The organism is Serratia sp. 1D1416, assembly GCF_003641105.1.
GTDB classification, from domain to species: Bacteria; Pseudomonadota; Gammaproteobacteria; order Enterobacterales; family Enterobacteriaceae; genus Serratia; species Serratia ficaria.
Genome location: NZ_CP032738.1, coordinates 3,317,457 through 3,343,706, shown reverse-complemented (window position 1 = coordinate 3,343,706; position 26,250 = coordinate 3,317,457). Strand labels below are relative to the sequence as shown.

Genomic DNA, 26,250 nt, shown 5'->3' with positions numbered 1-26,250 from the left:
CTCAGCCGGCCAGCCAGGGCAACAGCTGCCGCGACGCATAATCAAACGGCTGCCGCTCCAGCTTGCCGGTATGAATCAGGCGCCCCACCGCCTCCCACACCACATACAGCCAGCGCCGCGCCAGGAAGGACTCCGCCACCGGCGCGCGCTGCAGATAATGGAACAGCAGCTGGTTCGGCATTCCCGGCTCGCACAGCCGGAACAGATCGTATTCGCGCGGCGCCCACAGCACCATGCCGGGATTGAGCATCGCCAACAGCTGATCGCTTTTGGCATCCTTCAACATGCTGCGCAACGACAGGTTGCCGTGCACCAGCACGCAGGGATCGTCAAAACCGATAAAGAAATGGGTCAACGATTCGCGGGTGCGGTACAGCAAACGGCGATCGGCCATGGTCAACTGCGGAGTGTGAAGATTGACGATCGTCGACCACAGCACTTCGACCCGCTGCTGGTACCAGCAGAACCAGTCATTTTCCTGGGTGCTGTCGACGCTGCCGACGCTGCCGTGGCTGTCGATGCGGTGCCAGGTCAATATCCCGTCGACGATCTGCTCCATCAGCATCTGCCAGCGATCCGGCGTGCGCGTCGGCGCTTCGGCCGATACGCCGCGCAGCCGCTCAATCAGCAGAATTTCTTTATAGGGCGCCTGGTGGGTGTAGACCACGCCATAGACCGTCGGCAAACGGATATCCCCTTCGCGCGCCAGCATCGACAGCTTATAGGCCTCCTGCTGGGCGATGCCCTGGCAGACAAAGCTTTTCGCCATCAGGGGGATAGCGTTGCCCTGCCGATCGTACAGCGAGTACATGTGCGCGTAAGGCTGCTCGCTAATCCGTTCCAACCGGCTGATCGACTCACCCAGCACGATGCTCAGTTCAGCGCGTAACTGCTCCATAAGGCCATAACCTCAGGTTAAAAGGGGACGCGTAACATCATCGAACGGTGAGCGGAAAAATACTTCAACGCAGATCAACAAAACGGGGATCAGGCAGGGGCACTTCGCCGGCGCGCTGCGTGACGCGCCGGCGGTCAATCAAAGGCTCAAGGTTTGATGCTGTCGCGCACGCGCTGCAGATCTTCCGGCGTATCGACACCCACGGTCGGGATCGCCTTGGCGACCGCTACGTGGATCTTCTCGCCGTACCACAGCACCCGCAGCTGTTCCAACAGCTCGATCTGTTCCAGCCGGCTCGGCTCCCAGCTGACGTAACGGCGTACGAAGCCGGCGCGGTAGGCGTAAATGCCGATGTGGCGCAGCAGGCTATCGCCGACGGTCTCTTGCGATTTGGCGAAACGCTCGCGATCCCAGGGTATGGTGGCGCGCGAGAAATACAGCGCGTAGCCCTGGGCGTCCATCACCACTTTAACCGCATTCGGATTGAACGCTTCTTCCGCGCTGTCGATCGGCACCGCCAGCGTCGCCATGCCGGCGCTGCTGCCGGCCAGGTTCTCCGCCACCTGACGCACGATCACCGGTGGGATCATCGGTTCGTCGCCCTGCAGGTTAACGATGATTTGGTCATCGGCGAAACCGTAATGTTCAATGACCTCCGCCAGGCGCTCGGTGCCGGAATGGTGATCCGGGCTGGTCATGCACACTTCACCGCCCGCGGCTTCCACTGCTTTGGCGACGTCCGGGTGGTCGGTCGCCACGATCACGCGGCTGGCGCCGGATTCGCGTGCGCGCTCCATCACGTGCACCACCATCGGCTTGCCGTGGATGTCGGCCAGCGGTTTACCCGGTAAACGGGTCGACGCGTAACGAGCTGGAATAATAGCGATGAAACTCATGCGTGTTTCTCATCCACTGACAGCGCGCGCGCTTCGTTCTCCAACAATACCGGAATGCCGTCGCGCAGCGGATAGGCCAGGCCATCCACTTTGCAGACCAGTTCCTGGTTTTCTTTATTGAAATAGAGCTTACCGTTGCAGACTGGGCAGGCAACGATTTCGAGTAAACGGTGGTCCATGTTTCCTCCAGGGTGGAGATACGTCATCGGGAAAGTGGATGAGGATACCATAACGGCGGGCCGCAGGTTAATCACCGGCTGTTGCGGCCCGCCGATATTTGCCCGCGGCATTGACGAGAGAGCTTGAATCAGACGGCGCGGCGGCGTAGAATTTTGTGATGCACATCACACAAAAGACCCTCTGACATGATCAAACGTCTGCACAAAATCATCGCCTTGTTCGCTAATTTCAGCCACTGAGGCCAGACAATAACGAGCGGCGCTGCAATCCGTTTTACCCCCCGCTGGCAACGCCGTTCGTTACCCGAGCTCCCAACCCTCCCCCCACTCGCCGGCCAGCGCCGCCGGAACGTCGCCCAGCGCGACACGCTGCGCGCCATGCCATTTTGCGCTGCGGGTAATCGCCTGCCGGATGTCCTGCGCCCGCAGCTTGCCAAGCCGTACCTGCGGTTCGGGATGGAAACTGATGATTTCAAACACCTTCTGCCGGCGATGCATTTTCGCGTCGATACGCCCCACCAGCTCGCCGCGCTGCAAAACAGGCAGGGTGAAGTAGCCATAGCGGCGCTTCTCTTTTGGCGTGTAGCATTCCAGACGATAATCGAAATTAAACAGCTCCAGCGCCCGCCGGCGATCCCAAACCACCGGATCGAAGGGCGACAGCAGGCTGGTTACGCTGGACCTGAGCTCGCCCTGCTCGGCCTGCTGCAGCGCCGCCGTCAGCGAACGATGGACATAAAACTGCGCGTCCAGCCCCTCGACCCGCACCGGCAAGATGTCGCCCTGCTGCTGCAGCGACGCCAGCAGCGCCTTCGGCGCCACGCGCTTGAGCCGGTAATAATCCGCCAGCCATTCGGCCCGAAAAATGCCCAGATAACGGCAGCTGCGGCTCAGCATTTCCCGCCGCGCGGGCTCTTCCGCCAGGGTATGACGCCGGTCATCCCACTGCGGCAACAGGCGCTCGGTCAGGTCGTAGACGCGGTGGAAATTACGCCGTTCGGCCACCATCAGCTTGCCGGCGGTGAACAGGGTCTCGAGGTGACGCTTTTCCGGCTTCCAGTCCCACCAGCCGCTGCTGCCCTTTCCGTTCGCGTTGAAGTCGGCCGAGCGCACCGCTCCCTGCTCGGCGATATGCCGGAGCAGGTCATCCATCGCCGTTTGATGCTCGCGCACCCAGTCGATGGAATATTTCCAGCCCATGCCCTGCGGCTGCAGCATGCGATGGCGCAGCAGGCCAAAATCCTCAATCGGTAAAAAACAGGCTTCGTGCGCCCAATATTCAAACAGCCTGCGGCCGGCCAGCGCCTGTTCCAGCCATTCCGGCCGGTAATCTCCCAGGCGACTGAACAACACCAGATAAGGACTGCGGGCCACCACGCTGATGGTGTCGATCTGCAGCAGCCCCATGCGTTGAATGGCGGTGACTACGTCGTCGGGTCTGGCCTGGCGTTTGAGTGGAGAGAGCAGCCCCTGGGCGGCGAGATGCAGCGCGCGGGCGGAAGCGAGGGAAATAACCGGGGTATTCATCCTGACATCCATAGTGACCAAACAATCGCTTGATAATAGTGGATATCGAAAGATTTATCTTCGCCAGTGCCTGGGGTGGCGGCACCCGCACTGGCGAGGAAGGGGGATCAGAACGCGATAACGTCTGGCCTGTCGGTGACAGATAGGCATCATTTCCAGATGGCCCACAATTGAAACCTCAGACGACGTTGGTTATGGTACAACACTGCTAATGGATGGTGGGTGTTCTCGCCAATGGATATTGAACCTATAGGGACAGCTAAGTTGACGACGAACGCGAAAGAACTGGCGAATAAAATGGCTGACTCGATAAACGTTAAAAGCAATTTTATCCGCAGCTTTGCCAGCGGTGCCTTGGAGTTACCCGTAGATCTGTACTACCTCGGTTATGATTTTCTTGACACTGAACACCGCACGATTAACGGCGTGGACAAGGAGCGTTGCATAAGGCTTATCCAAAAAGGCTCTGCCAACGTAAAGAGCCTTGAGAAAATAGCCAATATTATTATCCGCCGATATCTGGATAAGATTAACGTTGAAAAACTAAAGAATATCGCAGTGAATGGCTCTGGGCATCTTGCCGGTAGTGTGATCGCAAACCGCTTAATCTTGGGCAATGTTGGCGGGATGTTCGCCAGCAATCTCGCGACTAAAATGGTCGTTGGCTTCTCATTCTCGGCCATGCTCTCGTTCGGAGCGCTGATGTCACGAGCCGTTTATTCTTCCCGTGAGTTAAGCCTGCGCGATCCAGAATTATATAGTTACCTCAGGAGGTTAGGAGACCTGGACTTATTGTATTTTTTAATAGAGAAAAGGGTTCGCCCGTTTGAGGATGCCACAAGCATCTGGCATCGAAACCGTCAGCTTTTTGACGAGGTAGCACAGTATTTCTTCCAAAAGGTAAAATGGAAATGAACCTGATTAAACGCTTCCTGTCTCGTGGTATTGCCGGAGTTAGTGACTGCATAATCCTCGCTACGATTGGCTTCATTTTATGGTTCCTGCTGATCTCTGAATCTGAGTTCAGGTTCATCTTTGCCGGGATATCTTGCTTGGGATTTGTCGCAGCTTTTTTAGTGTACAAACTAGCTGACAAAATACACGATGGGATTTAATCAAAGTAGCGAGACCAACGCAGGTGGATGGCCTGGATATTTATCTTCGCCAGTGCCTGGGGTGGCGGCACCCGCACTGGCGAGGAAGGGGGATCAGAACGCGATAACGTCTGCTGCAGACAGCCCGTGAGAGCTGCGATAGATCGAGAACTCGACGTTCTGACCTTCGTTCAACGATTTATTCTTGGTATTGGCGATGGCATGACGGTTTACATAGATTTCGTCGCTGCCGTCTACCGGTGAAATAAAACCATAGCCTTCAGCCTGATTAAACCATTTCACACGGCCCATTTTTAACATAGTATTTTTAAACATAACTTATATCCTTTTACTTGAGCATCCGTAACAACGTCATTTTTATTATTGTTTGGACGCTACCAGCCCATCCTAAAGTTTTTCGTAACAAACCTCTCATGAGCAAAAAATAAAAAAACCCGCACTATGGCGGGCTTGTTGAACTTAATATCTTCCGCAATGAATCGGCTCGGCGCCTCTTCATGGTTGTATCAAGTTCTCTCTACGCGTTCCCTGTTTACTTACAGAGCAACTACGTTGGCGGCAGCCGGCCCGCGCGGGCTGTCCTGGATGCTGTACTCGACACGCTGGCCTTCAGCCAGGGTCTTGAAACCGTCGGTCGCGATAGCGGAGAAATGCACGAATACATCTTTGCCGCCGTCGTTCTGCTCAATGAAACCAAAACCTTTGCTTTCGTTGAACCACTTAACCTGACCCGTCTTCTTAGACATTACATTTACCTTTTAAATATATTTACAAAACCTGCCATAAGAGGCAATCGTGGCCGTTTTCAGAAACATTACTTATGGGAGGTACTTAGAAGGTTCGTCTTTGAAGCGGAATCGGATGATAACGTTTTTGGAGGAACTGCTTAACTCTAAACTCGAACATAAATAGGTCTGTATCACAGGCCGACTTTCATTTACTCATAAAACTGGTGAATGCACAAGAGCTTTGTCGAGTAAATTTCGTCAGCCCGGCGAATTAATTTTTATGTCCCTGATTGTGCATGAATTAATTTCCAAATTTTCGCTCGCCGCCGGCGGGATTTTTCTCGGCAAAACGGGGGTTCCTGGCTGCCGGGCGGCTGCAAATGAGAGCTAACGCATAAAAACCTAATATGCTTGCCCCACCTATAACAAATCCCAGGCGAGATGGCTAAACTTGAGGTGAAAACAAGGCGGATGGCCTTTAGGCCAGCACTTTTGCCGCCAAAAAAACAATTTTTCAGATTATGCTGAATCAAGGAGCTATGCGCATGACCGCCCAGCAGTTCGTCTCACCGAATGAAATTCGCGCCAGATTCTCCCATGCCATGTCAGACATGTACCAGAAAGAGGTACCCCTGTATGGCGATTTGCTGGAGCTGGTGGCGGAAACCAACCGACAGGTCCTGCGCGAAGACGCCGCATTGGCTCATCAGCTGCAAATTACCGGCGAAATCGAGCGGCTGGCCATGGAGCGCCACGGCGCAATCCGGGTCGGCACCCCTGCCGAGCTGGCCACGCTGCGGCGTTTGTTCCGGGTGATGGGCATGGAGCCGGTCGGCTATTACGATCTGGCCGTGGCCGGCGTTCCGGTACATTCCACCGCCTTTCGCGCGGTGCACGAGGATGCGCTGCAGATCAGCCCATTTCGAGTCTTTACCTCCTTGCTGCGTCTGGAGCTGATCGAGGATCCCGCACTGCGTGAGCTGGCGCAGCAGTTGCTGGCCCGCCGCCGCATCTTTACCGAACGGGCGCTGGAACTGATTGTCCTGCAGGAAGCGCAGGGGGGCTGGACGAGGCGCAGGCGCAGGAGTTCGTCGAGCAAGCGCTGGAAACCTTCCGCTGGCACAGCCGGGCGACGGTCAGCGCCGCCGAATACCAGCGGCTGCACGATCAGCATCGCCTGATCGCCGACGTCGTGGCGTTCAAAGGGCCGCACATCAATCACCTGACGCCGCGCACGCTGGATATTGACCGCGTACAGCGCGCGATGCCCGGCCGCGGCATCACGCCGAAAGCGGTGGTTGAAGGCCCGCCGCCGCGCCGCCGCCCTATCCTGCTGCGCCAGACCAGTTTCAAGGCGCTGGAAGAAAGCGTCGACTTCATTGAGCCTGACGGCCACGCCGTCGCCGGCCATCATACCGCCCGCTTCGGCGAGATTGAACAACGCGGCGTCGCCCTGACGCCCAAAGGGCGAGCGCTCTATGACCGCCTGCTGCAGGCCACCAACGATGCGCTGCAGGCGCCGCCGAGCGAAAAAAACGCCGAGCGCTACAACCAACTGCTGGCGGAAAACTTCCAGGCGTTTCCGGACGACTACGCCACGCTGCGCGACCAGCAGCTGGCCTGGTTCCGTTACTACCCGACCGAATGCGGGCTGGCGGCCAAAGAGTCGCTGGATAAGCACAGCACGCTGGAGCAGCTGATCGCCCAGGAATATATTCGCTTCCAACCGTTGGTATACGAAGATTTCCTGCCGGTCAGCGCGGCGGGCATTTTCCAATCCAACCTGGGTGACAGCCGGCACGCGCAGTACAACGCGGCCTCAAGCAGAGCGGCGTTTGAACAGGCGCTGGGCGCGGAAGTGATCGATGAACTGACGCTGTATCAGCAAACGCAACAGCGCTCGCTGGAAGCCTGCGCGCAAGCCCTGGGACTTGGCGCGCTGGCGGAGTGAGGAGGATTATTTAGTCAGCAGTTTTTCAATTTTTTGCAGCAATTGCTCAGCCTGCTCGGAGGGCAGTACCGCATCAACCGGCAGGTACCACCAGTTGGGCTGGGCAAAAGCGCGGCATTTCACCGCATCTTTTTCCGTCATCAGCAGGGTTTGCCCGGCGGACGTCAACGCCGCCAGCGTTGACAGCTGGTATTCCTGATGGTCGGCAAACGCCACTTCCTGCTCCACGGCGACGCCCAGTTTTTCCAGCGTGGCGAAAAAACGCGGCGGATGGCCGATGCCCGCCATCGCCACCACCTGCGGCAACGCTGCCGCCGGGCGGCGCTCGCCGCTGAGCAAGTTTACCGCCTCGCGCGCCTGCAAACGCATGGCGATCTCCCCCGCCTGCGCCACGCCGCCGTTGGCGACGCACGCGTCGACGCTGTTAAGGCGCGCGGCGCGCTCGCGCATCGGGCCGGCGGGCAGCCACCAGCCGTTGCCGAAGCGCCGCACCCCGTCGATCACCACCAGCTCGAAGTCGCGCTGCAGCGCATAATGCTGCAGGCCGTCATCGGTGATCACCAGATCCAGCGGCTGTCGCTGCAGCAACGCCTGCACCGCCTCGGAACGATTGGGTGAAATGGCCACCGGCGCCCCGGTGCGTTGATAGATCAGCACCGGCTCATCGCCCGCTTCGCGGGTGGTGGTATCCGGCCCCAATACCCGCGGATAAACCGCCGATTTGCCGCCGTAGCCGCGCGACACCACGCCGACCCGGTAGCCACGCTGCTGCAGTTGCTCCACCAGCCAGATCACCATCGGCGTCTTGCCATTGCCGCCGGCGGTGAGGTTACCCACCACCACCACCGGCACCGGCGCGCGCCAGCTCTTGCGCAGGCCGCAACGATAGCTGAGGCGGATCAGCGCGCTGACCAATCCATACAGCCAGGACAGCGGCAGCAGCGCCAAGTAAAGCAGCGAGCCGCCGGACCAGATGCGCTCAATCATTATTGACCAAACTGCATACGGTGCAGTTGGGCATAGGCGCCCTTGTGCTCGAGCAATTCGGCATGCCCGCCGCGCTCGACGATGCGGCCGTCTTCCACCACCAGAATTTCATCCGCTTTCTCGATGGTCGACAACCGGTGAGCGATCACCAGCGAAGTGCGGTTTTTCTGCAGTTCGTCCAGCGCCGCCTGGATAGCGCGCTCAGACTCGGTGTCCAGCGCCGAGGTGGCTTCGTCGAGGATCAGGATCGGGCAGTCGCGCAGCAGGGCGCGCGCAATGGCGATACGCTGGCGTTGGCCGCCGGACAGCATCACGCCGTTCTCGCCGATCACCGTATCCAGTCCGTTATCCATCTTTTCGATGAAGTCCATCGCGTAGGCCATGCGCGCCGCCTGTTCGATCTCTTCGCGGCTGTAGCGCTCTTCGCGGGCGTAAGCTATGTTGTTGGCGATAGTGTCGTTGAACAGATGAACGTTTTGCGATACCAGCGCCACCTGATCGCGCAGCGACGCCAGGGTATATTCACGCAGGTCATGACCGTCCATCAGGATCTCACCTTCCTGGATGTCATAGAAACGGGTCAGCAGGTTGGCGATGGTAGATTTGCCTGAGCCGGAACGGCCGACCAGCGCCACCGTTTTGCCTTCCGAAATGCTCAGGTTGATATCACGCAGCGCCGGCGTTTCTTTGCCCGGATAGTAGAAGGTGACGTTACGGAATTCGATATCGCCTTTCGCGCGCGCAACTTCACGGGTGCCGGTGTCTTTCTCTTGCTCCATGTCCAAAATCGAGAACAGCGTCTGGCAGGCCGCCATGCCGCGCTGGAATTGGGCATTGACGTTAGTCAGCGACTTCAGCGGGCGCATCAGCGCGATCATGGAAGAGAACACCACGGTAATGGTACCGGCGGTCAGGGTTTCCATCACGCTCGGGAAGCTGGCGGCAAACAGCACGAAGGCCAGCGCCAGAGAAGCGATCAGCTGAATGATCGGGTCGGAAATGGAAGACGCGGAGACCAGCTTCATGCCCTGCTGACGCATGCGGTTGCTGACCGAGTTGAAGCGTTCGGTTTCCACCTGCTGGCCGCCGAAGATCAGCACTTCTTTATGGCCCTTCAGCATTTGCTCGGCGCTGGTGGTCACCTGCCCCATGGTGTTCTGCATATTTTTGCTGATGTTGCGGAAACGTTTGGAAACCATACGGATGGCGATGGACACGATCGGCGCCAGCACGATCAGGATCACCGACAGCTGCCAGCTGTAGTAAAACATCATGATGAACAGGCCAATGATCGAGGCCCCTTCACGCACCACGGTAACCAGCGCGCTGGAAGAAGAGGACGCTACCTGCTCGGAATCATAGGTAATGCGTGACAACAGCGTGCCGGTGGACTGCTGGTCAAAGAAGGAAACCGGCATTCTCATCATATGGCCGAACAGGCGGCGGCGCATGTGCATCACCACCATGCCGGAAACCCAGGAGATGCAGTAGCTTGAAATAAAACTGGTTACGCCGCGCATCAGCATCAGACCGATAACCACCAGCGGCATCCAAATCAGCACGCTGCTGTCGGTTTTACCAAACCCATCGTCCAACAGTGGTTTAAGCAAGGACAGCATCAGTGTGTCCCCAGCTGCGTTCAAAATCAACGCAATGGCGGCCACAATCAGCCCGGTCTTAAAAGGAGCGATCATCGGCCAGAGGCGACGGAACGTCTGCAAGGTCGAGAGATCTTTATCATTCATCATGCAAATACCAGCATCGGAAGAAATAGCGGCCCATTTTACTCATTATCACCCTCTACGCCAAACCGCTGATGGTACCAACGGGGCATTAATTGTTCACGAAAGCCTTTAATTTGCCAATCGTTGTCGAAAAAGAGCACGGATAACTGCCCCGAGCGCGAAGTATCGCGCCATATGATGTCATTTGCCAGATATCTGGCGACAACTTTAACCGCCGGTAATCGCCATTTGTTGTAACGAGATGCGGAGGCCAGAGCCGCTTGAGGAGCAACCGCACGCAAAAACGGCGGCGTCGAGGACGTTTTGCTGCCGTGGTGCGGAACCTGCAGCACCGTGGCGGCCAACTGCCCGCGCCTCAGCCGCAGCAATTGCGCTTCCGCCTTCTTTTCCACGTCGCCGGTCAGCAGCAGGCTGTAGCGGCCATCATCGACGCGGACCACGCAGGAATCGTCATTGACCGGCCTTTTGAGCGCCTTCGGCGGCCACAGCACCTGGAATTGCAGCGATTGCCATTGCCAGCGCTCACCGGCAACGCAGGGTAAATGACCGCGGTCAAGCATCGGGCTGCGCACGCTGGCCTGCGGAAACGCCTGCCTTACCTCGGCCAATCCGCCGGTGTGATCCTGATGGTCGTGGCTGATGATAATCTGTTCGATAGCGATCCCGCGCCAGTTCAGCATCGGCAAAATATGGCGCTCAGCCGCGCTGCCCGTCGCCCAGCGATCGCCGGTGTCGAACAGGACTCCTTTGCCGTTTCGTTCGATAACGACCGCCAGACCATGCCCGACGTCCAGCATGTCGACCCGCCAGCGATAAGCGGGTTCCTTTTCCCGCCACAGCACGCAGCATATCGCCAGCGTCACCATTCCCGGCGCATAGCGCAGCCACCAATGAAAACGCCAGCAGATCACCAACAGCCAACCGGCGGCGCTGACCAGCAGCGAGGCGGCGCCCAGATCGACCCAGCCGCGCTGCAGATAATGCAGCGGCGTAAAAACCCACAGCAGCGTCATATCGGCCAGCCACCACAGCCCACTGCTCAGCGGCGGCAGCGCGCCGCACATCACCGCCAGCAAAATTAGCGGCACCGTCACCAGCGAGACCACCGGCACCGCCCACAGATTGGCCGGCAGCGAGCTCAGCGTCAGCCCGAGAAACAACGCGGCCTGCATCGGCACCAGCAACAGCGTGATGCCGAACTGCAAATGCAGCCAGCGCATCGGCGCCCAATACCAGGCCGCGCGAAAACGCGCGCTGAGCGGAGCCCATTCGAACCAAAAAATCAGGCAGGCGACCGCCAGCACCGAAAGCCAGAAGCTGTCCGACAGCACCGCCAGCGGGTCGCAAGCCACAATCAAGCCCACGCACCACAGCCAGACTTGCCAAGAGGTGCAATGTACGCCGCGCAGCCGCAGCAGCATCCACAAGGTTAACCCCAGGGCGGTGCGCACCGCCGGCGGTTGTGCGCCGGCCAGCCAGACATACGCCAGGGTACCGAGCCAGCTGACGACCAGGGGGAAGCGGTAACCTATCCAGTGGGCGGGGAAGAACAACTGCAGCGCGCGCAGCGAAGCCCAAATCAGGATGGCCGCCATCGCCACGTGCAGGCCAGAAATCGCCATCAGATGGGCAATGCCGGTTTTCAGCATCAGCGTGCGCAGCGCCGGTTCCAACGCGGTTCTTTCGCCAAACGCCAGGGCCAGCAACACCGATCGGTAACGCAGATCGCCCATGTGGCTTTCGGCATGGCTGATAATGCGTTGCCGCCAGCCGCAGCCGCCGTCCAGCAAGATGGCGTTTTTGACCAGCGCGGTCAGCGGCTGCCGCTGCGCCATTGCCCAGCGCTGGCTGTCAAAACCGCCTTCGTTCAGCTTGCCGTGCACCGGACGCAGCCGCAACCGCAGCTGCCAGCGCTGCCCGGCGCACAATTGCGTGTTATCCGTTTGCCAGACCGTGGTGAAGGCGATTGACGGCGCCAGCCAGCGGCCGTTGATCCTTTCGATACGCATCAGCGTTTGCTTGCCGGCCGCGGGCGTTAGGGTCACGCTGACAACCTGCACCACCGCCGTCACCTCCGGCCCGCGGCTCAGCCGCTCGACCTGCCCCGCCAGGCTGCCGGCGCAGAACACCGCCCACAGAAAACCCAGGGCGCCCCAACCGATGAATTGGCAAGCCGCTGGCCGAAAACGCAGCAGCAGGCAGACGGGCAACGCCACCAGCAGGGTCGTTAACCCGTCGGGCAGCTGCGGCAACACCAGCAACGGCAAAATACCGCAAACGACGGCGGCGACCGCCAGATCCAGTGAGGTTTTGATCGGCCTTCTCCCGTGCCTCCCAATCAGAGAGCGGATTGTTCACCCGCCGCCAGGCGGCCGCCAGCGTCCTTTTCATGCTATGCGCCGAAGGCTGCAGGTTAACGCTTCTGGTTTCACAGGGGGGATGCTGAACTGCGGCACGGCGCGCAGAGCAGGAAGGCGGCGTCAAACGAGGGCCAAAAAAAAAACGGCGCCCTGAGGCACCGTTTTATATTCTTTACAAGCAACAACCCTATGGGCAGTCAGCGACTAGCCATAGATATTGGCGCGGTCACGCAACTCTTTGCCTGGCTTGAAGTGAGGAACGTACTTGCCGTCCAGCTCGACTTTATCGCCGGTTTTCGGGTTGCGACCCACACGCGGAGCACGGTAGTGAAGAGAAAAACTGCCGAATCCGCGGATCTCGATGCGTTCGCCATCGGCCAATGTGGCAGCCATATGTTCGAGCATCTCTTTCACTGCATCCTCAACGGCCTTCGCCGGAATATGAGATTGCTGGCCAGCAAGTCTTTCAATAAGTTCAGACTTGGTCATAGTTCCTCCAAGCTTTGCAGCTAAACTACCGTATCGGGGCGGTCAGAAACCGCCCCCCGTCATTACTCGCCTTTAGCCGCTTTGAAAGCTTCAGCCATTGCGTTAGAGAAGTTGCCTTCTTCCTGTTTGTTGTTAACAGTAGCGATGGCGTCTTTCTCGTCAGCTTCGTCCTTAGCACGTACGGACAGGCTTACAACGCGGTTCTTACGGTCAACGCCGGTGAATTTAGCTTCAACTTCGTCACCAACGTTCAGAACCAGAGTTGCATCTTCAATGCGGTCGCGAGAGGCTTCAGATGCACGCAGGTAACCTTCTACGCCGCCTGCCAATTCAACTGTAGCACCTTTGGCGTCAACTGCAGTGACTTTACCAGTAACAATAGTACCTTTCTTGTTCATAGACAGGTAGTTATTGAACGGATCTTCAGCCAGCTGCTTCACGCCCAGGGAGATACGCTCGCGCTCTGCGTCAACCTGCAGAACAACCGCTGCGATTTCGTCGCCTTTCTTGTATTCACGCACTGCTTCTTCGCCTGCAACGTTCCAGGAGATGTCAGACAGGTGAACCAGGCCGTCGATGCCGCCGTCCAGGCCGATGAAGATACCGAAGTCAGTGATAGACTTGATTTTACCTTCAACGCGGTCGCCCTTGTTGTGGGTTTCTGCGAATTGCTGCCATGGGTTGTTTTTGCACTGTTTCAGGCCCAGGGAGATACGACGACGTTCTTCATCGATGTCCAGAACCATAACTTCCACTACGTCGCCCACGTTAACAACTTTGGACGGATGGATGTTTTTGTTGGTCCAATCCATTTCAGAAACGTGTACCAGACCTTCAACGCCTTCTTCGATTTCCACGAAGCAGCCGTAATCAGTCAGGTTGGTTACACGGCCAGTCAGCTTGGTGCCTTCTGGGTAACGTTTCGCGATAGCAACCCATGGATCTTCGCCCAGCTGTTTCAGGCCCAGGGAAACACGAGTACGCTCGCGGTCGAACTTCAGCACTTTAACAGTGATTTCATCGCCAACGTTGACGATTTCGCTTGGGTGCTTAACGCGTTTCCAAGCCATGTCAGTGATGTGCAGCAGGCCGTCTACGCCGCCCAGATCAACGAATGCACCGTAGTCAGTGAGGTTCTTAACGATACCTTTAACTTCCATGCCTTCCTGCAGGTTTTCCAGCAGTTGATCGCGCTCTGCGCTGTTCTCGGATTCGATAACCGCACGGCGAGAAACGACAACGTTGTTGCGTTTCTGGTCCAGCTTGATGACTTTGAACTCAAGCTCTTTGCCTTCCAGGTGCAGAGTGTCACGTACCGGACGCACGTCAACCAGGGAACCTGGCAGGAACGCGCGGATACCGTTCAGCTCGACGGTGAAGCCACCCTTCACTTTGCCGTTGATAACACCGGTTACAGTCTCAGCGTCTTCGTATGCTTTTTCCAGCGTGATCCAAGCTTCGTGACGCTTAGCTTTCTCACGGGACAGCAGAGTTTCACCGAAGCCGTCTTCAACAGCATCCAGAGCAACGTCAACTTCGTCACCAACCTGGATTTCCAGCTCGCCCTGTGCGTTTTTGAATTGCTCAGCCGGGATGGCAGACTCGGACTTCAGACCGGCGTCAACCAGTACGATGTCTTTGTCGATGGCAACTACTACGCCGCGAACGATGGAACCCGGGCGGGTTTCGATTTCTTTTAAGGATTCTTCAAAGAGTTGAGCGAAAGATTCAGTCATGTTGTTAATCTTCAGGGTTCTTTAGTTTAACGTCCATTTAGCGTCCCGCCGAATGGGGTTGTTTCACATACCCCGCCATTGGCTCCATGCCGACAGGGTTTAGGTTACAGGGGTAAAATTTTACCCGATATATTGCGATACTTCTATGACAAATATGACAAAAAGCCAATAACGCCGCCGCGCTTATTGCTGCGGCAACGCTAAAACTTTCTGTGCATACGTCAGCGCTTGCCGGATAACTTCCTCGATCGACATGCTGGTAGAATCCAGCACGAGGGCGTCAGAAGCGGGCACCAGCGGCGCGATAGCCCGATTACGGTCACGGTCATCCCGTTCCTTTATCTCGGCTAAAAGACGTTCAAAGTTAACATTAAAGCCCTTTTCCTGCAACTGTAGCATACGGCGGTGCGCACGCTCTTGCGAACTGGCGTCGAGGAAAATTTTAACCGGTGCGTCGGGGAACACGACGGTTCCCATATCGCGGCCGTCGGCAATCAGGCCGGGCGCCTCGCGAAACGCGCGCTGGCGGCGCAGCAGCGCCTCACGCACCCGCGGGAACGCCGCCGCCTGCGAAGCGGTGTTGCCGACGGTTTCGGTGCGGATCTCATTGCTGACGTCCTCACCTTCCAAAATCACCTGCAGCTTGCCGTCCTGGGCGATAAAGCGAACATCGAGATGTGCGGCCAGCGGAACCAGCGCGTCCTCAGAAGTGATATCCACCTGATGATGCAACGCCGCCAGCGCCAGCACGCGGTAGATCGCGCCGGAATCCAGCAAACGCCAACCAAGCGACTCGGCCAGCGCTTTACACAGCGTGCCTTTACCTGCGCCACTTGGTCCATCAACGGTTATCACCGGGGCTGTAGCCGTCATTTCTCTCTCCTTCAGGTAGAAAACCTCACAGGGACAACGCCGGCCCTCAGATGGGTGTGAAGGTCTGATTGCCGGCATCCCTGCCGTCTGCCCAATAGGGGGCAGATACGGTGGCGCATTATACGCTGCCACGCGGCGAACTGTTACCCTGGAACCGTCTGGTTGTTGAAAATAAGCGCACAACCGCGAAAAAGTATAGAAGAAACAGCGGGCGCTGAAAGGTAAAAACGATAAAGGCCCGCAAAGGGGCCTTAAAATAAACGATCTGACCGGTTACGCCGGCTGGCTGATCCGCGCCAGCTGCTCGAAATAGTCCGGGAAGGTTTTCGCGGTGCATTTCGGATCGAGGATGGTGACCGGCGTATCCGACAGCGCCACCAGCGAGAAACACATCGCCATGCGGTGATCGTTGTAGGTGCCGATCTCGGCGAACTTCAGCTTGGCCGGCGGCACCACGCGAATGTAGTCCTCGCCTTCGTCAACCTCCGCCCCCACTTTGCGCAGCTCGGTAGCCATCGCCGCCAGGCGGTCGGTCTCCTTCACCCGCCAGTTGTAGATGTTGCGGATGGTGGTCGGGCCTGCGGCAAACAGCGCGGTGGTGGCGATGGTCATCGCCGCATCCGGGATATGGTTCATGTCCATATCGACGCCGCGCAGCTCGCCGCGGCTGCACTCGATAAAATCCTCGCCCCAGGTGATGCGCGCGCCCATTTTCTCCAGCACGTCGGCGAATTTGGTGTCGCCCTGCACGCTCTTGCGGCCAATGCCGGTCACGCGCACGCTGCCGCCCTTGATCGCCGCCGCCGCCAGGAAGTAAGAGGCGGAAGAGGCGTCGCCCTCCACCAGGTAATCGCCCGGCGAACGGTAGGTTTGACCGCCCTGAATGTGGAACACCCGGTAGTTGTCGTGGCTCACTTCAACGCCGAAGCTGCGCATCAGGTGCAGCGTGATGTCGATGTACGGCTTGGACACCAGCTCCCCCTTGATGCGGATCTGCGTGGCCTGCGGCGCCAGCGGTGCGGTCATCAGCAACGCGGTCAGGAACTGGCTGGAGACGCTGCCGTCGACGGTCACCTCGCCGCCCCGGAAACCGCCGCGCAGTCGCACCGGCGGATAGTCGGTCTGCTCCAGATAATCAATCTGCGCGCCGCCCTGGCGCAAAGCGTCCACCAGGTGACCGATCGGCCGCTCTTTCATGCGCGGTTCGCCGGTCAGCACCACGTCGCCATTGCCCAGGCACAGCGCCGCCGCCAGCGGGCGCATCGCGGTGCCGGCATTGCCGAGAAACAGTTCCAGCGGTTGGTCGGCCACCAGCGGCCCGGCGACGCCCGTCACCCGGCAGGTGGTGCGATCGGCGGAAAGCTGATAGCTCACGCCCAGCGCCTGCAGCGCATTCAGCATGTGACGCACGTCGTCGCTGTCCAGCAGGTTGGTCAGCGTGGTCGTTCCCTCCGCCAGCGCCGCCAGCAGCAGAGCACGGTTGGATACGCTCTTGGAGCCGGGTAAGTTGACGGTGCCATTGACCAGGGCGACCGGTTGTAACGTCAGGGAATCCACCATGTGAACAAAACTCTCCAAATTCTGATAAACGAAACGGCCCCGGGGATAAATGCCGGAGCCGCTTTAATGCAAAAGGACAACAGCGGTGGCGGCCCGCGCAATGCGGGCGCCTGGGCTTAACCGTGGCGGCGCTCGAAGTCGGTCATAAACCCGGTCAGCGCCTGCACGCCGGCCAGCGGCATCGCATTGTAAATAGAAGCGCGCATGCCGCCAACTACCCGGTGGCCTTTCAGCGCCTGCAGGCCGATGGCCTCGGCTTCGCTGAGGAACACCTTGTCCAGCGCCGGATCGGCCAGCTGGAACGGCACGTTCATCCAGGAACGGTTGGCCAGCGCCACCTGGCTGCGGTAGAAATCGGAATTGTCGATGGTGGCGTACAGCAGCTCGGCCTTGGCCTGATTGCGCTTTTGCATCTCCACCAGGCCGCCCTGCTCTTTCAGCCACTTGAACACCAGGCCGGACAGATACCAGGCGAAGGTCGGCGGGGTGTTGAACATCGAGTCGTTCTCGGCCAGCACGGTATAGTCGAGGATGGAAGGCACTTCTCGGCGCGCCTGGCCCAGCAGATCTTCACGCACGATCACCAGCGTCAGGCCGGCCGGGCCGATATTTTTCTGCGCGCCGGCGTAGATCACGCCGAAGCGACTGACGTCCAACGGGCGAGACAGAATGGTCGAGGAGTAGTCGCCGATCACCACCTTGTCGCCGAAGTCCGGCGTTTCATCGATGGCCACGCCGTCGATGGTTTCATTCGGGCAGTAATGCACATAGGCGGCGTCATCGCTCAGCTGCCACTCTTTCATCGGCTTGATGCCGCTCAGGCCGTCAACGCGGGTCTTCACGTCGATGACGTTCGGCGTGCAGTACTTCTGCGCTTCGTTAATCGCGCTGTGCGCCCAATAGCCGCCGTCGATATAGTCTGCGGTGGCTTTGTCGCCCAGCAGGTTCAACGGCAATGCGGCGAACTGCGCGCGGGCGCCGCCGTGGCAGAACAGCACTTTGTAGTTGGAGGGGATTTTCAGCAGGTCGCGCAGATCCTGTTCGGACTGCTGTGCAACGGCGATAAATTCTTTGCTGCGATGGCTGATTTCCATCACTGAAGTACCCAGACCGTGCCAGTTGCACAGTTCCTGTTCCGCACGACGCAACACTTCAACCGGCAGCATTGCCGGGCCAGAGCTAAAATTATAAACCTGAGTCATTTCCCCTCACCACATTCACTATACGCCGCGCTAAGCGGCCTGCCGAAATACGCCCGAAGTTAACTCTCATGTTAACCAACCTATCGGTTTTATCACTCACGTAACGCGGCTGCAATGCTTATTCGCCCGCGGGCGGCAAACTGGCGCGGCGCAGAATAACAGGCTCTGCCAAGGCGAGGTTTTTTTGTGCGATAAAACGCTGTGTCATCGGGGAATTCAGTGGGTTAACGCGGTGTTTTATGCTGTATTCAGTCGGGAAGGCTAGTGGGGGGCCTCCCGTCCCCCGGAGAGAACAGCCGGCACTCAGTACTGATTGAACATCTGTTGGATCTGCCCGGCGTCTTTGGTCTGGGTCAGCGCCAACTGCAGCAAAATACGCGCCTTTTGCGGGTTCAGCGTGCCGGCGGCGACGAAGCCGTACTTGGCGTCGTCCACTTCCGCATCCTCGGTAGTGGCGCCGGTCGGCACCCGCGAGGAGCGCACTACCGCCACGCCGTTGTGCGCCGCCGTCGCCAGGGTGTCGAACACCGTCTTGTACAGATTGCCGTTGCCGACGCCGGCGCTGACGATGCCCTGATACCCCTCGGCGATCAGCGCCTTGGCCGGCGCGTCGGAAGCGTTGGCGTAGTTGTAGACGATACCCACCTTCGGCAGCTCGCTCAGCTTGCCGACGTCAAACGGCGTATCGGTGGTGTGCTTGCGGTGCGGCGAGCGCTGATAGTCGACCTTGCCGTTATGAATGTAGCCAAGCGGGCCGAAGTTCGGCGACTGGAAGGTCTGCACCGAGGTGGTGTTGGTTTTGGTCACGTCGCGCGCGTCCAGCACGCTGTCGTTCATCGCCACCAGCACCCCGCGGTTGGCCGACTGCGGATCGGCCGCCGTCACCACCGCATTATACAGATTGAACGGACCGTCGGCGCTCATCGCCGTCGCCGGGCGCATCGCCCCGACGATCACCACCGGCTTGTCGCATTTGACCGTCAGATCGAGGAAATAAGCAGTTTCCTCCAGGGTGTCGGTGCCGTGGGTGATGACAAAACCGTCGGTTTTGCCGCAGTCGCCGTTGATTTTTTTCGCCAGCGTCAGCCACACCTGGTCGTTCATATCCTGCGAGCCGATATTCACCACCTGTTCGCCCTGCACATTGGCGATGTTTTTCAGTTCCGGCACTGCGTTGACCAACGCCTCGACGCCCAGTTTGCCGGCGGTGTAATTGGACTGAGTGGCCGAAGACCCGCCGCCGGCGATGGTGCCGCCGGTCGCCAGCAGGGTAACGTTGGGCAAGGCCAGCGCCGAGCCGCTGCCCCCCGCCAGAAAGAGGGCCAAAACGCTGAGTTTCACTGATTTCATTAGATTTCTCCGTGACAGATAACTCGCTGAATTATGGCCCTTATCCGCAAAAAAACTGTGACTTTGCCACCGCTTTAGGAATACGTGGAGCTTGGGCGCAAAACCCCGTATCATTGCGCGTTTTTAGTACGCTCAAAAAGTGAAGACAATGACGCAAACTTTTATCCCCGGCAAAGACGCCGCACTGGAAGACTCCATCGCCCGTTTCCAACAGAAGCTGAGCGATCTCGGTTTTAATATCGAAGAGGCCTCATGGCTGAACCCGGTGCCGCACGTGTGGTCGGTTCACATCCGCGATCGCGATTGCCCGCTGTGCTTCACCAACGGTAAAGGCGCCAGCAAAAAAGCCGCGCTGGCTTCCGCTTTGGGCGAATATTTCGAACGTCTGTCCACCAACTATTTCTTCGCCGACTTCTATCTGGGCAAGCAAATCGCCGAAGGCGACTTCGTGCATTACCCGAATGAAAAATGGTTCCCGATCCCGGCGGACGACACGCTGCCGGCCGGCATTCTCGACGACCGCCTGCGCGCGTTTTACGATCCGGAGCAGGAGCTGAGCGCCGGCGATCTGATCGACCTGCAGTCCGGCAACGGCGATCGCGGCATCTGCGCCCTGCCGTTTGCCCGCCAGTCTGACCAGCAAACCGTGTATATCCCGATGAACATCATCGGCAACCTGTACGTTTCCAACGGCATGTCCGCCGGCAACACCGCCAACGAAGCCCGCGTTCAGGGGCTGTCCGAGGTGTTCGAACGCTACGTGAAGAACCGCATCATCGCCGAATCAATCAGCCTGCCGGCGATCCCGGCCGAGGTGTTGAACCGCTACCCGGGCGTGGTGGAAGCCATCGCCAAGCTGGAAGAAGAAGGCTTCCCGATCCTGTCGTATGACGCTTCGCTGGGCGGCAACTACCCGGTTATCTGCGTGGTGTTGTTCAACCCGGCCAACGGTACCTGCTTCGCCTCGTTCGGCGCGCACCCGGACTTCGGCGTGGCGCTGGAGCGCACCGTGACCGAACTGCTGCAGGGCCGCAGCCTGAAAGACCTCGACGTGTTCACCGCCCCGACCTTCGACGACGAAGAAGTGGCCGAGCACACCAACCTGGAAACCCACTTCATCGATTCCAGCGGTCTGATCTCCTGGGACATGTTCAAACAGGATGCGGATTATCCGTTCGTCGACTGGAGCTTCAGCGGCAGCACGCAGGAAGAGTTCGCCACCCTGATGAACATCTTCGACAAAGAAGGCGCGGAAGTTTACATCGCCGACTACGAGCATCTGGACGTGTACGCCTGCCGCATCATCGTGCCGGGCATGTCCGATATCTATCCGGCGGAGGACCTGCTGTTGGCCAACAACAGCATGGGTGCGCACCTGCGCGACACCCTGCTGGCCCTGCCGGGCAGCGAGTGGCAGCCTGAGGAATATCTGGCGCTGATCCAACGGCTGGACGACGAAGGGCTGGACGACTTCACCCGCGTGCGCGAGCTGCTGGGTATCGCCAGCGGCAAAGACAACGCCTGGTACACCCTGCGCGTGGGCGAACTGAAGTCGATGCTGGCGTTGGCGGGCGGCGATCTGGATCAGGCGCTGATTTGGGCAGAATGGACGCAGGACTTCAACTCTTCGGTGTTGAGCCCGGCGCGCAGCAACTACTACCGTTGCCTGCAGACCCTGCTGCTGTTGACGCAGGAGCCTGAGCGCGATCCGGCGCAGTACTACGGCGCCTTCGTGAAGATGTACGGCCAGGAAGCGGTCGACGCCGCCTCTGCCGCCATCAGCGGCGAAGAGCGTTTCAACGGGCTGTTCGCCGTTGACGGCAGCCTGAAAGCGCTGCCGGCCCACCAGGCGCTGCTGGCGGCCTACGAAAAACTGCAAAACGCCAAACGCCGCCACTGGGCGCAGGCGTAACCCTGCATTACCCACGCCGGCGGCGCGTCCGCCGGCGTTACTCCTAAAGAAGTATTCGATTGAATTTCCCCGCCGCCGCTATTATTTTGTCGCTTCATTCGCCGTATTTTTCACCCTGAATAACGCACTTAAACGCCAGAAATACAAATAAAACGGCAATTGTTACCGGACGGTGAAATAATAATTAACCGACAATTAAACTTTAACCGCCAAATAGCGACAACAAGCCTGAAAATTTAACCTTTCCGCCGGTGGCGAGGTCACCACTTTCAAAATTTTTTGTAAACATTAAAAAATAGTTTTTCCATAAAAATCATAAAATTAAACCATAAAACCTTGTTTTTTATACGGCTTTTGGCCGCTTTACTTCCCCGCCTTATGATCCAAATCAAATTTTACCCTATACTGCTTTGCTAGTATCTCATTGCGTTGTTTTAACCCTTAAGAGCGAGAGTTAGTGTGAAAACTGACAACCCCTTCGATCTGATACTACCTGCGGCAACGGCGAAAATCGCCGAAGATGCAGGTGTTTATAAAGCCACCAAGCATCCGCTGAAAACTTTTTATTTGGCGATCACCGCCGGTGTCTTCATTTCTATCGCGTTTGTCTTTTACATCACCGCGACTACCGGCACCGCCGGCGTGCCTTTCGGCCTGGCTAAACTGGTCGGCGGCATCTGCTTCTCTCTGGGGTTAATGCTGGTGGTGGTCTCGGGCGCAGACCTGTTCACCTCCACCGTGCTGATCGTGATCGCCAAGGCCAGCGGCCGCATCAGCTGGTGCCAGCTGGGGGTTAACTGGCTGAACGTGTATATCGGCAACCTGGTCGGCGCGCTGTTCTTCGTGGCGCTGATTTGGTTCTCCGGCGAATACATGGTCGATAACGGCCTGTGGGGCCTGAACGTGCTGCAAACGGCAGATCACAAACTGCACCACACCTTTATCGAAGCCGTCTGCCTGGGCATTCTGGCTAACCTGATGGTCTGTCTGGCGGTATGGATGAGCTACTCCGGCCGCAGCCTGATGGACAAAATGTTCGCCATGATCCTGCCGGTCGGCATGTTTGTCGCCAGCGGTTTCGAACACAGCATCGCCAACATGTTTATGATCCCTATGGGTATCGTGGTTAAACACTTCGCCACGCCGGAATTCTGGCAAGCCGTAGGGGCAACACCCGAGCAATTTGCTCATCTGACCGTAAGCAACTTCATCATCGACAACCTGATCCCGGTGACCATTGGCAACATCATTGGCGGCGGCCTGCTGGTTGGGTTGACTTACTGGGTAATTTATCTGCGCGGTGGTGAGCAACAGTACTAAGCTGTTAGTTACCGCGCGCCGGGTTTACAAAGAAATCCACATTAGAAGGTAGGTGTACAATGACCGAACTTAACGAAAAGTTAGCCAAAGCTTGGGAAGGTTTCAGCAAAGGTGACTGGCAGAATGAAGTCAACGTTCGTGACTTTATCCAGAAAAACTACACTCCTTACGAGGGTGATGAATCCTTCCTGGCGGGCGCGACTGAAGCCACCACCACCTTGTGGGACAAGGTTATGGAAGGGATCAAACTGGAGAACCGCACCCATGCGCCAGTTGATTTCGACACCAACGTCGCCGCGACCATCACTTCTCACGACGCAGGCTACATCGCCAAAGAGCTGGAAACCATCGTCGGCCTGCAAACCGACGCACCGCTGAAACGCGCCCTGATCCCCTTCGGCGGCATCAAGATGGTGGAAGGTTCCTGTAAAGTTTACGGCCGCGAGCTGGATCCGCAGCTGAAGAAAGTGTTCACCGAGTACCGTAAAACCCACAACCAGGGCGTATTCGACGTTTACACCAAAGACATCCTGAACTGCCGTAAATCCGGCGTGCTGACCGGTCTGCCGGATGCCTACGGCCGCGGCCGCATCATCGGCGACTACCGCCGCGTCGCGCTGTACGGCATCGATTTCCTGATGGCCGACAAGCTGAACCAGTTCAAATCGCTGCAGACCAAGCTGGAAAACGGCGAAGACCTGGAAATGACCATCCAGCTGCGCGAAGAAATCGCCGAACAGCACCGCGCTCTGGGCCAGATCAAAGAAATGGCCGCCAAATACGGCTACGACATCTCCGGCCCGGCCACCAACGCGCAAGAAGCGGTGCAGTGGACCTACTTCGGCTACCTGGCCGCGGTGAAATCCCAGAACGGCGCCGCCATGTCCTTCGGCCGCGTTTCCACCTTCCTGGACGTGTTCATCGAGCGCGACATCAAAGAAGGCAAACTGACGGAAGAGCAGGCGCAAGAGCTGATTGACCACCTGGTGATGAAGCTGCGCATGGTGCGCTTCCTGCGTACCCCTGAGTACGACGAGCTGTTCTCCGGCGACCCAATCTGGGCGACCGAATCCCTGGCGGGCATGGGCGTTGACGGCCGTACCCTGGTGACCAAAAACAGTTTCCGTTTCCTGAACACCCTGTACACCATGGGCCCGTCGCCGGAACCGAACATGACCATCCTGTGGTCTGAAAAACTGCCGTTGAACTTCAAAAAATACGCCGCGAAAGTGTCTATCGACACCTCCTCCGTACAGTATGAAAACGACGACCTGATGCGCCCTGACTTCAACAACGACGATTACGCCATCGCCTGTTGCGTCAGCCCGATGATCGTCGGCAAACAGATGCAGTTCTTCGGCGCGCGCGCCAACCTGGCGAAAACCATGCTGTACGCCATCAACGGCGGCGTGGATGAAAAACTGAAAATGCAGGTTGGCCCGAAAGAAGCGCCAATGATGGACGAAGTGCTGGACTATGACAAAGTCATGGAACGCATGGACCACTTTATGGACTGGCTGGCCAAGCAGTACGTGACCGCGCTGAACATCATTCACTACATGCACGACAAGTACAGCTACGAAGCCGCGCTGATGGCGCTGCACGACCGCGACGTTTACCGCACCATGGCCTGCGGCATCGCCGGTCTGTCGGTCGCGGCAGACTCCCTGTCTGCCATCAAGTACGCCAAAGTCACCACCATCCGTGACGAAGACGGCCTGGCGACCGACTTCAAAATCGAAGGCGAATATCCGCAGTTCGGTAACAACGATGCCCGCGTCGATGACATCGCCTGTGACCTGGTGGAACGTTTCATGAAGAAAATTCAGAAACTGCGCACCTACCGCAATGCGGTGCCGACCCAGTCGGTGCTGACCATCACTTCCAACGTGGTGTACGGCAAGAAAACCGGTAATACCCCAGATGGTCGCCGCGCAGGCGCTCCATTCGGTCCGGGCGCCAACCCAATGCACGGCCGTGACCAGAAAGGCGCAGTCGCCTCCCTGACTTCCGTAGCCAAACTGCCGTTTGCCTACGCCAAAGACGGGATCTCCTACACCTTCTCCATCGTGCCGAACGCCCTGGGCAAAGACGACGACGTGCGCAAAGCCAACCTGGCGGGCCTGATGGACGGTTACTTCCACCATGAAGCCGCCATCGAAGGCGGCCAGCACCTGAACGTCAACGTGATGAACCGCGAAATGCTGCTGGAGGCGATGGAAAACCCTGAGAAATACCCTCAGCTGACCATCCGCGTATCCGGTTACGCCGTGCGCTTCAACTCGCTGACCAAAGAGCAACAGCAGGACGTAATTACCCGTACTTTCACCCAGTCGATGTAATTGCCCCTCCCGGGCGGGATTTCCCGCCCGGCACCAACGTCGGGGCCGGTTCTTCCGGCCCTTTTATTCAACCGCACTCCCCTCTGACTCTCCGCGAGTCTGTTTTGCCGGACATCTATACTGAATGGATATCCGGCAAAACAGTTATCCGGCTACTGGCCGGCCGACAGGCATCGTTCCACCCCGGCGGCGGGTTCTTCTCCCACCGCTGCATCGCAGATACCTGGCCGGCGGCTACGCGCCTATTTTTAGACTGCGTTTGACAGTCAATATTGGAGAAAACCCCGCAATGTCAGTGAAAGGTCGCATCCACTCTTTCGAATCCTGCGGCACCGTCGATGGTCCCGGGATCCGTTTTATCGTCTTCTTCCAGGGCTGCCTGATGCGCTGCCTGTATTGCCATAACCGCGACACCTGGGATACGCACGGCGGCAAAGAAGTCACCGTGGAAGAGCTGATGAAAGACACCGTCTCTTACCGTCACTTTATGAACGCTTCCGGCGGCGGCGTTACCGCCTCCGGCGGCGAAGCCATTCTGCAGGCCGAGTTCGTGCGCGACTGGTTCCGCGCCTGCCATCAAGAAGGCATCAACACCTGCCTGGACACCAACGGCTTTGTCCGCCGTTACGATCCGGTGATCGATGAGCTGCTGGACACCACCGATCTGGTGATGCTGGATTTGAAACAGATGAACGACGACATTCATCAAAACCTGGTCGGCGTTTCCAACCACCGCACGCTGGAGTTCGCCCGCTACCTGGCGAAGCGCAATCAGCGCACCTGGATCCGCTATGTGGTGGTGCCGGGCTGGTCGGACGACGACCAGTCGGCGCACATGCTGGGCGAATTCACCAAGGATATGACCAACATCGAGAAAATCGAGCTGCTGCCTTATCACGAACTGGGCAAGCACAAATGGGTGGCGATGGGGGAAGAGTACCGGCTGGACGGCGTTCATCCGCCGAAGGCCGAAACCATGGATCGCGTCAAAGGCATCCTGGAGAGCTACGGCCACAAGGTGATGTACTGACCGACCTCAGCACGATAAAAAACCGGCGCGATTGAACTGCACCCCAAAAG

20 protein-coding genes and 1 pseudogene are annotated in these 26,250 nt (G+C 58.1%); 6 read left to right on the top strand and 15 right to left on the bottom strand.

Annotated elements, in window-relative coordinates; translation table 11 throughout:
* Window position 1: 1 nt before the first annotated feature.
* The 4 genes from D7I37_RS16150 to D7I37_RS16135 all read right to left on the bottom strand — a co-directional run bounded on the left by D7I37_RS16150 (window position 2) and on the right by D7I37_RS16135 (window position 3,500).
* Window positions 2-898, bottom strand: coding sequence for a YcbJ family phosphotransferase (locus tag D7I37_RS16150; protein ID WP_095096795.1), 897 nt, complete (start codon window positions 896-898; stop codon window positions 2-4).
* Window positions 899-1,044: 146 nt separating this feature from the next.
* Window positions 1,045-1,794, bottom strand: a complete 750-nt coding sequence (gene kdsB / locus D7I37_RS16145) for a 3-deoxy-manno-octulosonate cytidylyltransferase (RefSeq protein WP_061798043.1) — start codon at window positions 1,792-1,794, stop codon at window positions 1,045-1,047.
* Window positions 1,791-1,973 (bottom strand): Trm112 family protein, encoded by a 183-nt coding sequence (locus D7I37_RS16140; protein WP_061798044.1) that lies wholly within the window; start codon window positions 1,971-1,973, stop codon window positions 1,791-1,793. The genes kdsB and D7I37_RS16140 overlap by 4 nt, the downstream gene beginning before the upstream one ends.
* Window positions 1,974-2,273: 300 nt before the next feature.
* Window positions 2,274-3,500: a winged helix-turn-helix domain-containing protein gene (locus D7I37_RS16135; protein ID WP_129543994.1), complete on the bottom strand. Its 1,227-nt coding sequence runs from the start codon at window positions 3,498-3,500 to the stop codon at window positions 2,274-2,276.
* Between the two features lie 234 nt (window positions 3,501-3,734).
* On the opposite strand from D7I37_RS16135, the gene D7I37_RS16130 reads away from it, so the two are divergent.
* Entirely contained in the window at window positions 3,735-4,415 is a 681-nt protein-coding gene (locus D7I37_RS16130; RefSeq protein ID WP_129543993.1) for a hypothetical protein, read from the top strand.
* A gap of 293 nt (window positions 4,416-4,708) precedes the next feature.
* On the opposite strand, the gene D7I37_RS16125 is transcribed toward D7I37_RS16130, so the two are convergent.
* Window positions 4,709-4,930, bottom strand: coding sequence for a cold-shock protein (locus tag D7I37_RS16125; RefSeq protein ID WP_061798050.1), 222 nt, complete (start codon window positions 4,928-4,930; stop codon window positions 4,709-4,711).
* A 221-nt stretch (window positions 4,931-5,151) separates the two neighbouring features.
* Complete coding sequence (locus D7I37_RS16120) at window positions 5,152-5,361, bottom strand: cold-shock protein (RefSeq protein WP_004942663.1); 210 nt, start codon at window positions 5,359-5,361, stop codon at window positions 5,152-5,154.
* Between the two features lie 527 nt (window positions 5,362-5,888).
* Here D7I37_RS16120 and D7I37_RS16115 point away from each other — a divergent pair.
* Window positions 5,889-7,294, top strand: a pseudogene (locus tag D7I37_RS16115) (VOC family protein).
* Between the two features lie 6 nt (window positions 7,295-7,300).
* On the opposite strand, the gene lpxK reads toward D7I37_RS16115, so the two are convergent.
* From lpxK to ansB, 9 genes are all read right to left on the bottom strand, one after another.
* The gene (gene lpxK / locus D7I37_RS16110; protein ID WP_129543992.1) at window positions 7,301-8,281 is read right to left on the bottom strand and encodes a tetraacyldisaccharide 4'-kinase; all 981 of its coding nucleotides are present in this window, start codon (window positions 8,279-8,281) and stop codon (window positions 7,301-7,303) included.
* On the bottom strand, window positions 8,281-10,029 hold the full coding sequence (msbA, locus tag D7I37_RS16105; protein ID WP_129543991.1) for a lipid A ABC transporter ATP-binding protein/permease MsbA: 1,749 nt from the start codon (window positions 10,027-10,029) through the stop codon (window positions 8,281-8,283). The genes lpxK and msbA overlap by 1 nt, the downstream gene beginning before the upstream one ends.
* Before the next feature lie 35 nt (window positions 10,030-10,064).
* On the bottom strand, window positions 10,065-12,365 hold the full coding sequence (locus D7I37_RS16100) for a ComEC family protein (RefSeq protein ID WP_371415261.1): 2,301 nt from the start codon (window positions 12,363-12,365) through the stop codon (window positions 10,065-10,067).
* A 225-nt stretch (window positions 12,366-12,590) separates the two neighbouring features.
* Complete coding sequence (gene ihfB / locus D7I37_RS16095) at window positions 12,591-12,875, bottom strand: integration host factor subunit beta (RefSeq protein ID WP_015671760.1); 285 nt, start codon at window positions 12,873-12,875, stop codon at window positions 12,591-12,593.
* A gap of 62 nt (window positions 12,876-12,937) precedes the next feature.
* Entirely contained in the window at window positions 12,938-14,611 is a 1,674-nt protein-coding gene (gene rpsA / locus D7I37_RS16090) for a 30S ribosomal protein S1 (RefSeq protein WP_061798056.1), read from the bottom strand.
* 183 nt (window positions 14,612-14,794) lie between these two features.
* Window positions 14,795-15,484: a (d)CMP kinase gene (cmk, locus tag D7I37_RS16085; RefSeq protein WP_061798059.1), complete on the bottom strand. Its 690-nt coding sequence runs from the start codon at window positions 15,482-15,484 to the stop codon at window positions 14,795-14,797.
* Between the two features lie 273 nt (window positions 15,485-15,757).
* Window positions 15,758-17,044: a 3-phosphoshikimate 1-carboxyvinyltransferase gene (aroA, locus tag D7I37_RS16080; RefSeq protein WP_129543990.1), complete on the bottom strand. Its 1,287-nt coding sequence runs from the start codon at window positions 17,042-17,044 to the stop codon at window positions 15,758-15,760.
* A 116-nt stretch (window positions 17,045-17,160) separates the two neighbouring features.
* The gene (serC, locus tag D7I37_RS16075; protein ID WP_061798063.1) at window positions 17,161-18,246 is read right to left on the bottom strand and encodes a 3-phosphoserine/phosphohydroxythreonine transaminase; all 1,086 of its coding nucleotides are present in this window, start codon (window positions 18,244-18,246) and stop codon (window positions 17,161-17,163) included.
* Window positions 18,247-18,549: 303 nt separating this feature from the next.
* Window positions 18,550-19,596 (bottom strand): L-asparaginase 2, encoded by a 1,047-nt coding sequence (gene ansB, locus D7I37_RS16070; protein WP_061798065.1) that lies wholly within the window; start codon window positions 19,594-19,596, stop codon window positions 18,550-18,552.
* A gap of 148 nt (window positions 19,597-19,744) precedes the next feature.
* Here ansB and ycaO point away from each other — a divergent pair, with 148 nt between their 5' ends.
* The 4 genes from ycaO to pflA all read left to right on the top strand — a co-directional run bounded on the left by ycaO (window position 19,745) and on the right by pflA (window position 26,200).
* Window positions 19,745-21,508: a 30S ribosomal protein S12 methylthiotransferase accessory factor YcaO gene (gene ycaO, locus D7I37_RS16065; protein WP_095096778.1), complete on the top strand. Its 1,764-nt coding sequence runs from the start codon at window positions 19,745-19,747 to the stop codon at window positions 21,506-21,508.
* 459 nt (window positions 21,509-21,967) lie between these two features.
* Window positions 21,968-22,828, top strand: a complete 861-nt coding sequence (focA, locus tag D7I37_RS16060; protein WP_129543989.1) for a formate transporter FocA — start codon at window positions 21,968-21,970, stop codon at window positions 22,826-22,828.
* 59 nt (window positions 22,829-22,887) lie between these two features.
* Window positions 22,888-25,170: a formate C-acetyltransferase gene (pflB, locus tag D7I37_RS16055; protein ID WP_061798069.1), complete on the top strand. Its 2,283-nt coding sequence runs from the start codon at window positions 22,888-22,890 to the stop codon at window positions 25,168-25,170.
* A gap of 289 nt (window positions 25,171-25,459) precedes the next feature.
* On the top strand, window positions 25,460-26,200 hold the full coding sequence (gene pflA, locus D7I37_RS16050; protein WP_061798071.1) for a pyruvate formate lyase 1-activating protein: 741 nt from the start codon (window positions 25,460-25,462) through the stop codon (window positions 26,198-26,200).
* Window positions 26,201-26,250: the final 50 nt, after the last annotated feature.

What these genes read in the sequence shown, in the direction of transcription:
- D7I37_RS16120 (WP_004942663.1), bottom strand. Translation starts at nt 5,361, where the DNA reads ATGTCTAAGAAGACGGGTCAGGTTAAGTGGTTCAACGAAAGCAAAGGT.
- D7I37_RS16125 (WP_061798050.1), bottom strand. Translation starts at nt 4,930, where the DNA reads ATGTTTAAAAATACTATGTTAAAAATGGGCCGTGTGAAATGGTTTAAT.
- rpsA (WP_061798056.1), bottom strand. Translation starts at nt 14,611, where the DNA reads ATGACTGAATCTTTCGCTCAACTCTTTGAAGAATCCTTAAAAGAAATC.
- D7I37_RS16140 (WP_061798044.1), bottom strand. Translation starts at nt 1,973, where the DNA reads ATGGACCACCGTTTACTCGAAATCGTTGCCTGCCCAGTCTGCAACGGT.
- D7I37_RS16150 (WP_095096795.1), bottom strand. Translation starts at nt 898, where the DNA reads ATGGAGCAGTTACGCGCTGAACTGAGCATCGTGCTGGGTGAGTCGATC.
- lpxK (WP_129543992.1), bottom strand. Translation starts at nt 8,281, where the DNA reads ATGATTGAGCGCATCTGGTCCGGCGGCTCGCTGCTTTACTTGGCGCTG.
- ihfB (WP_015671760.1), bottom strand. Translation starts at nt 12,875, where the DNA reads ATGACCAAGTCTGAACTTATTGAAAGACTTGCTGGCCAGCAATCTCAT.
- msbA (WP_129543991.1), bottom strand. Translation starts at nt 10,029, where the DNA reads ATGATGAATGATAAAGATCTCTCGACCTTGCAGACGTTCCGTCGCCTC.
- serC (WP_061798063.1), bottom strand. Translation starts at nt 18,246, where the DNA reads ATGACTCAGGTTTATAATTTTAGCTCTGGCCCGGCAATGCTGCCGGTT.
- cmk (WP_061798059.1), bottom strand. Translation starts at nt 15,484, where the DNA reads ATGACGGCTACAGCCCCGGTGATAACCGTTGATGGACCAAGTGGCGCA.
- aroA (WP_129543990.1), bottom strand. Translation starts at nt 17,044, where the DNA reads ATGGTGGATTCCCTGACGTTACAACCGGTCGCCCTGGTCAATGGCACC.
- pflB (WP_061798069.1), top strand. Translation starts at nt 22,888, where the DNA reads ATGACCGAACTTAACGAAAAGTTAGCCAAAGCTTGGGAAGGTTTCAGC.
- ycaO (WP_095096778.1), top strand. Translation starts at nt 19,745, where the DNA reads ATGACGCAAACTTTTATCCCCGGCAAAGACGCCGCACTGGAAGACTCC.
- ansB (WP_061798065.1), bottom strand. Translation starts at nt 19,596, where the DNA reads ATGAAATCAGTGAAACTCAGCGTTTTGGCCCTCTTTCTGGCGGGGGGC.
- D7I37_RS16135 (WP_129543994.1), bottom strand. Translation starts at nt 3,500, where the DNA reads ATGAATACCCCGGTTATTTCCCTCGCTTCCGCCCGCGCGCTGCATCTC.
- D7I37_RS16130 (WP_129543993.1), top strand. Translation starts at nt 3,735, where the DNA reads ATGGATATTGAACCTATAGGGACAGCTAAGTTGACGACGAACGCGAAA.
- pflA (WP_061798071.1), top strand. Translation starts at nt 25,460, where the DNA reads ATGTCAGTGAAAGGTCGCATCCACTCTTTCGAATCCTGCGGCACCGTC.
- kdsB (WP_061798043.1), bottom strand. Translation starts at nt 1,794, where the DNA reads ATGAGTTTCATCGCTATTATTCCAGCTCGTTACGCGTCGACCCGTTTA.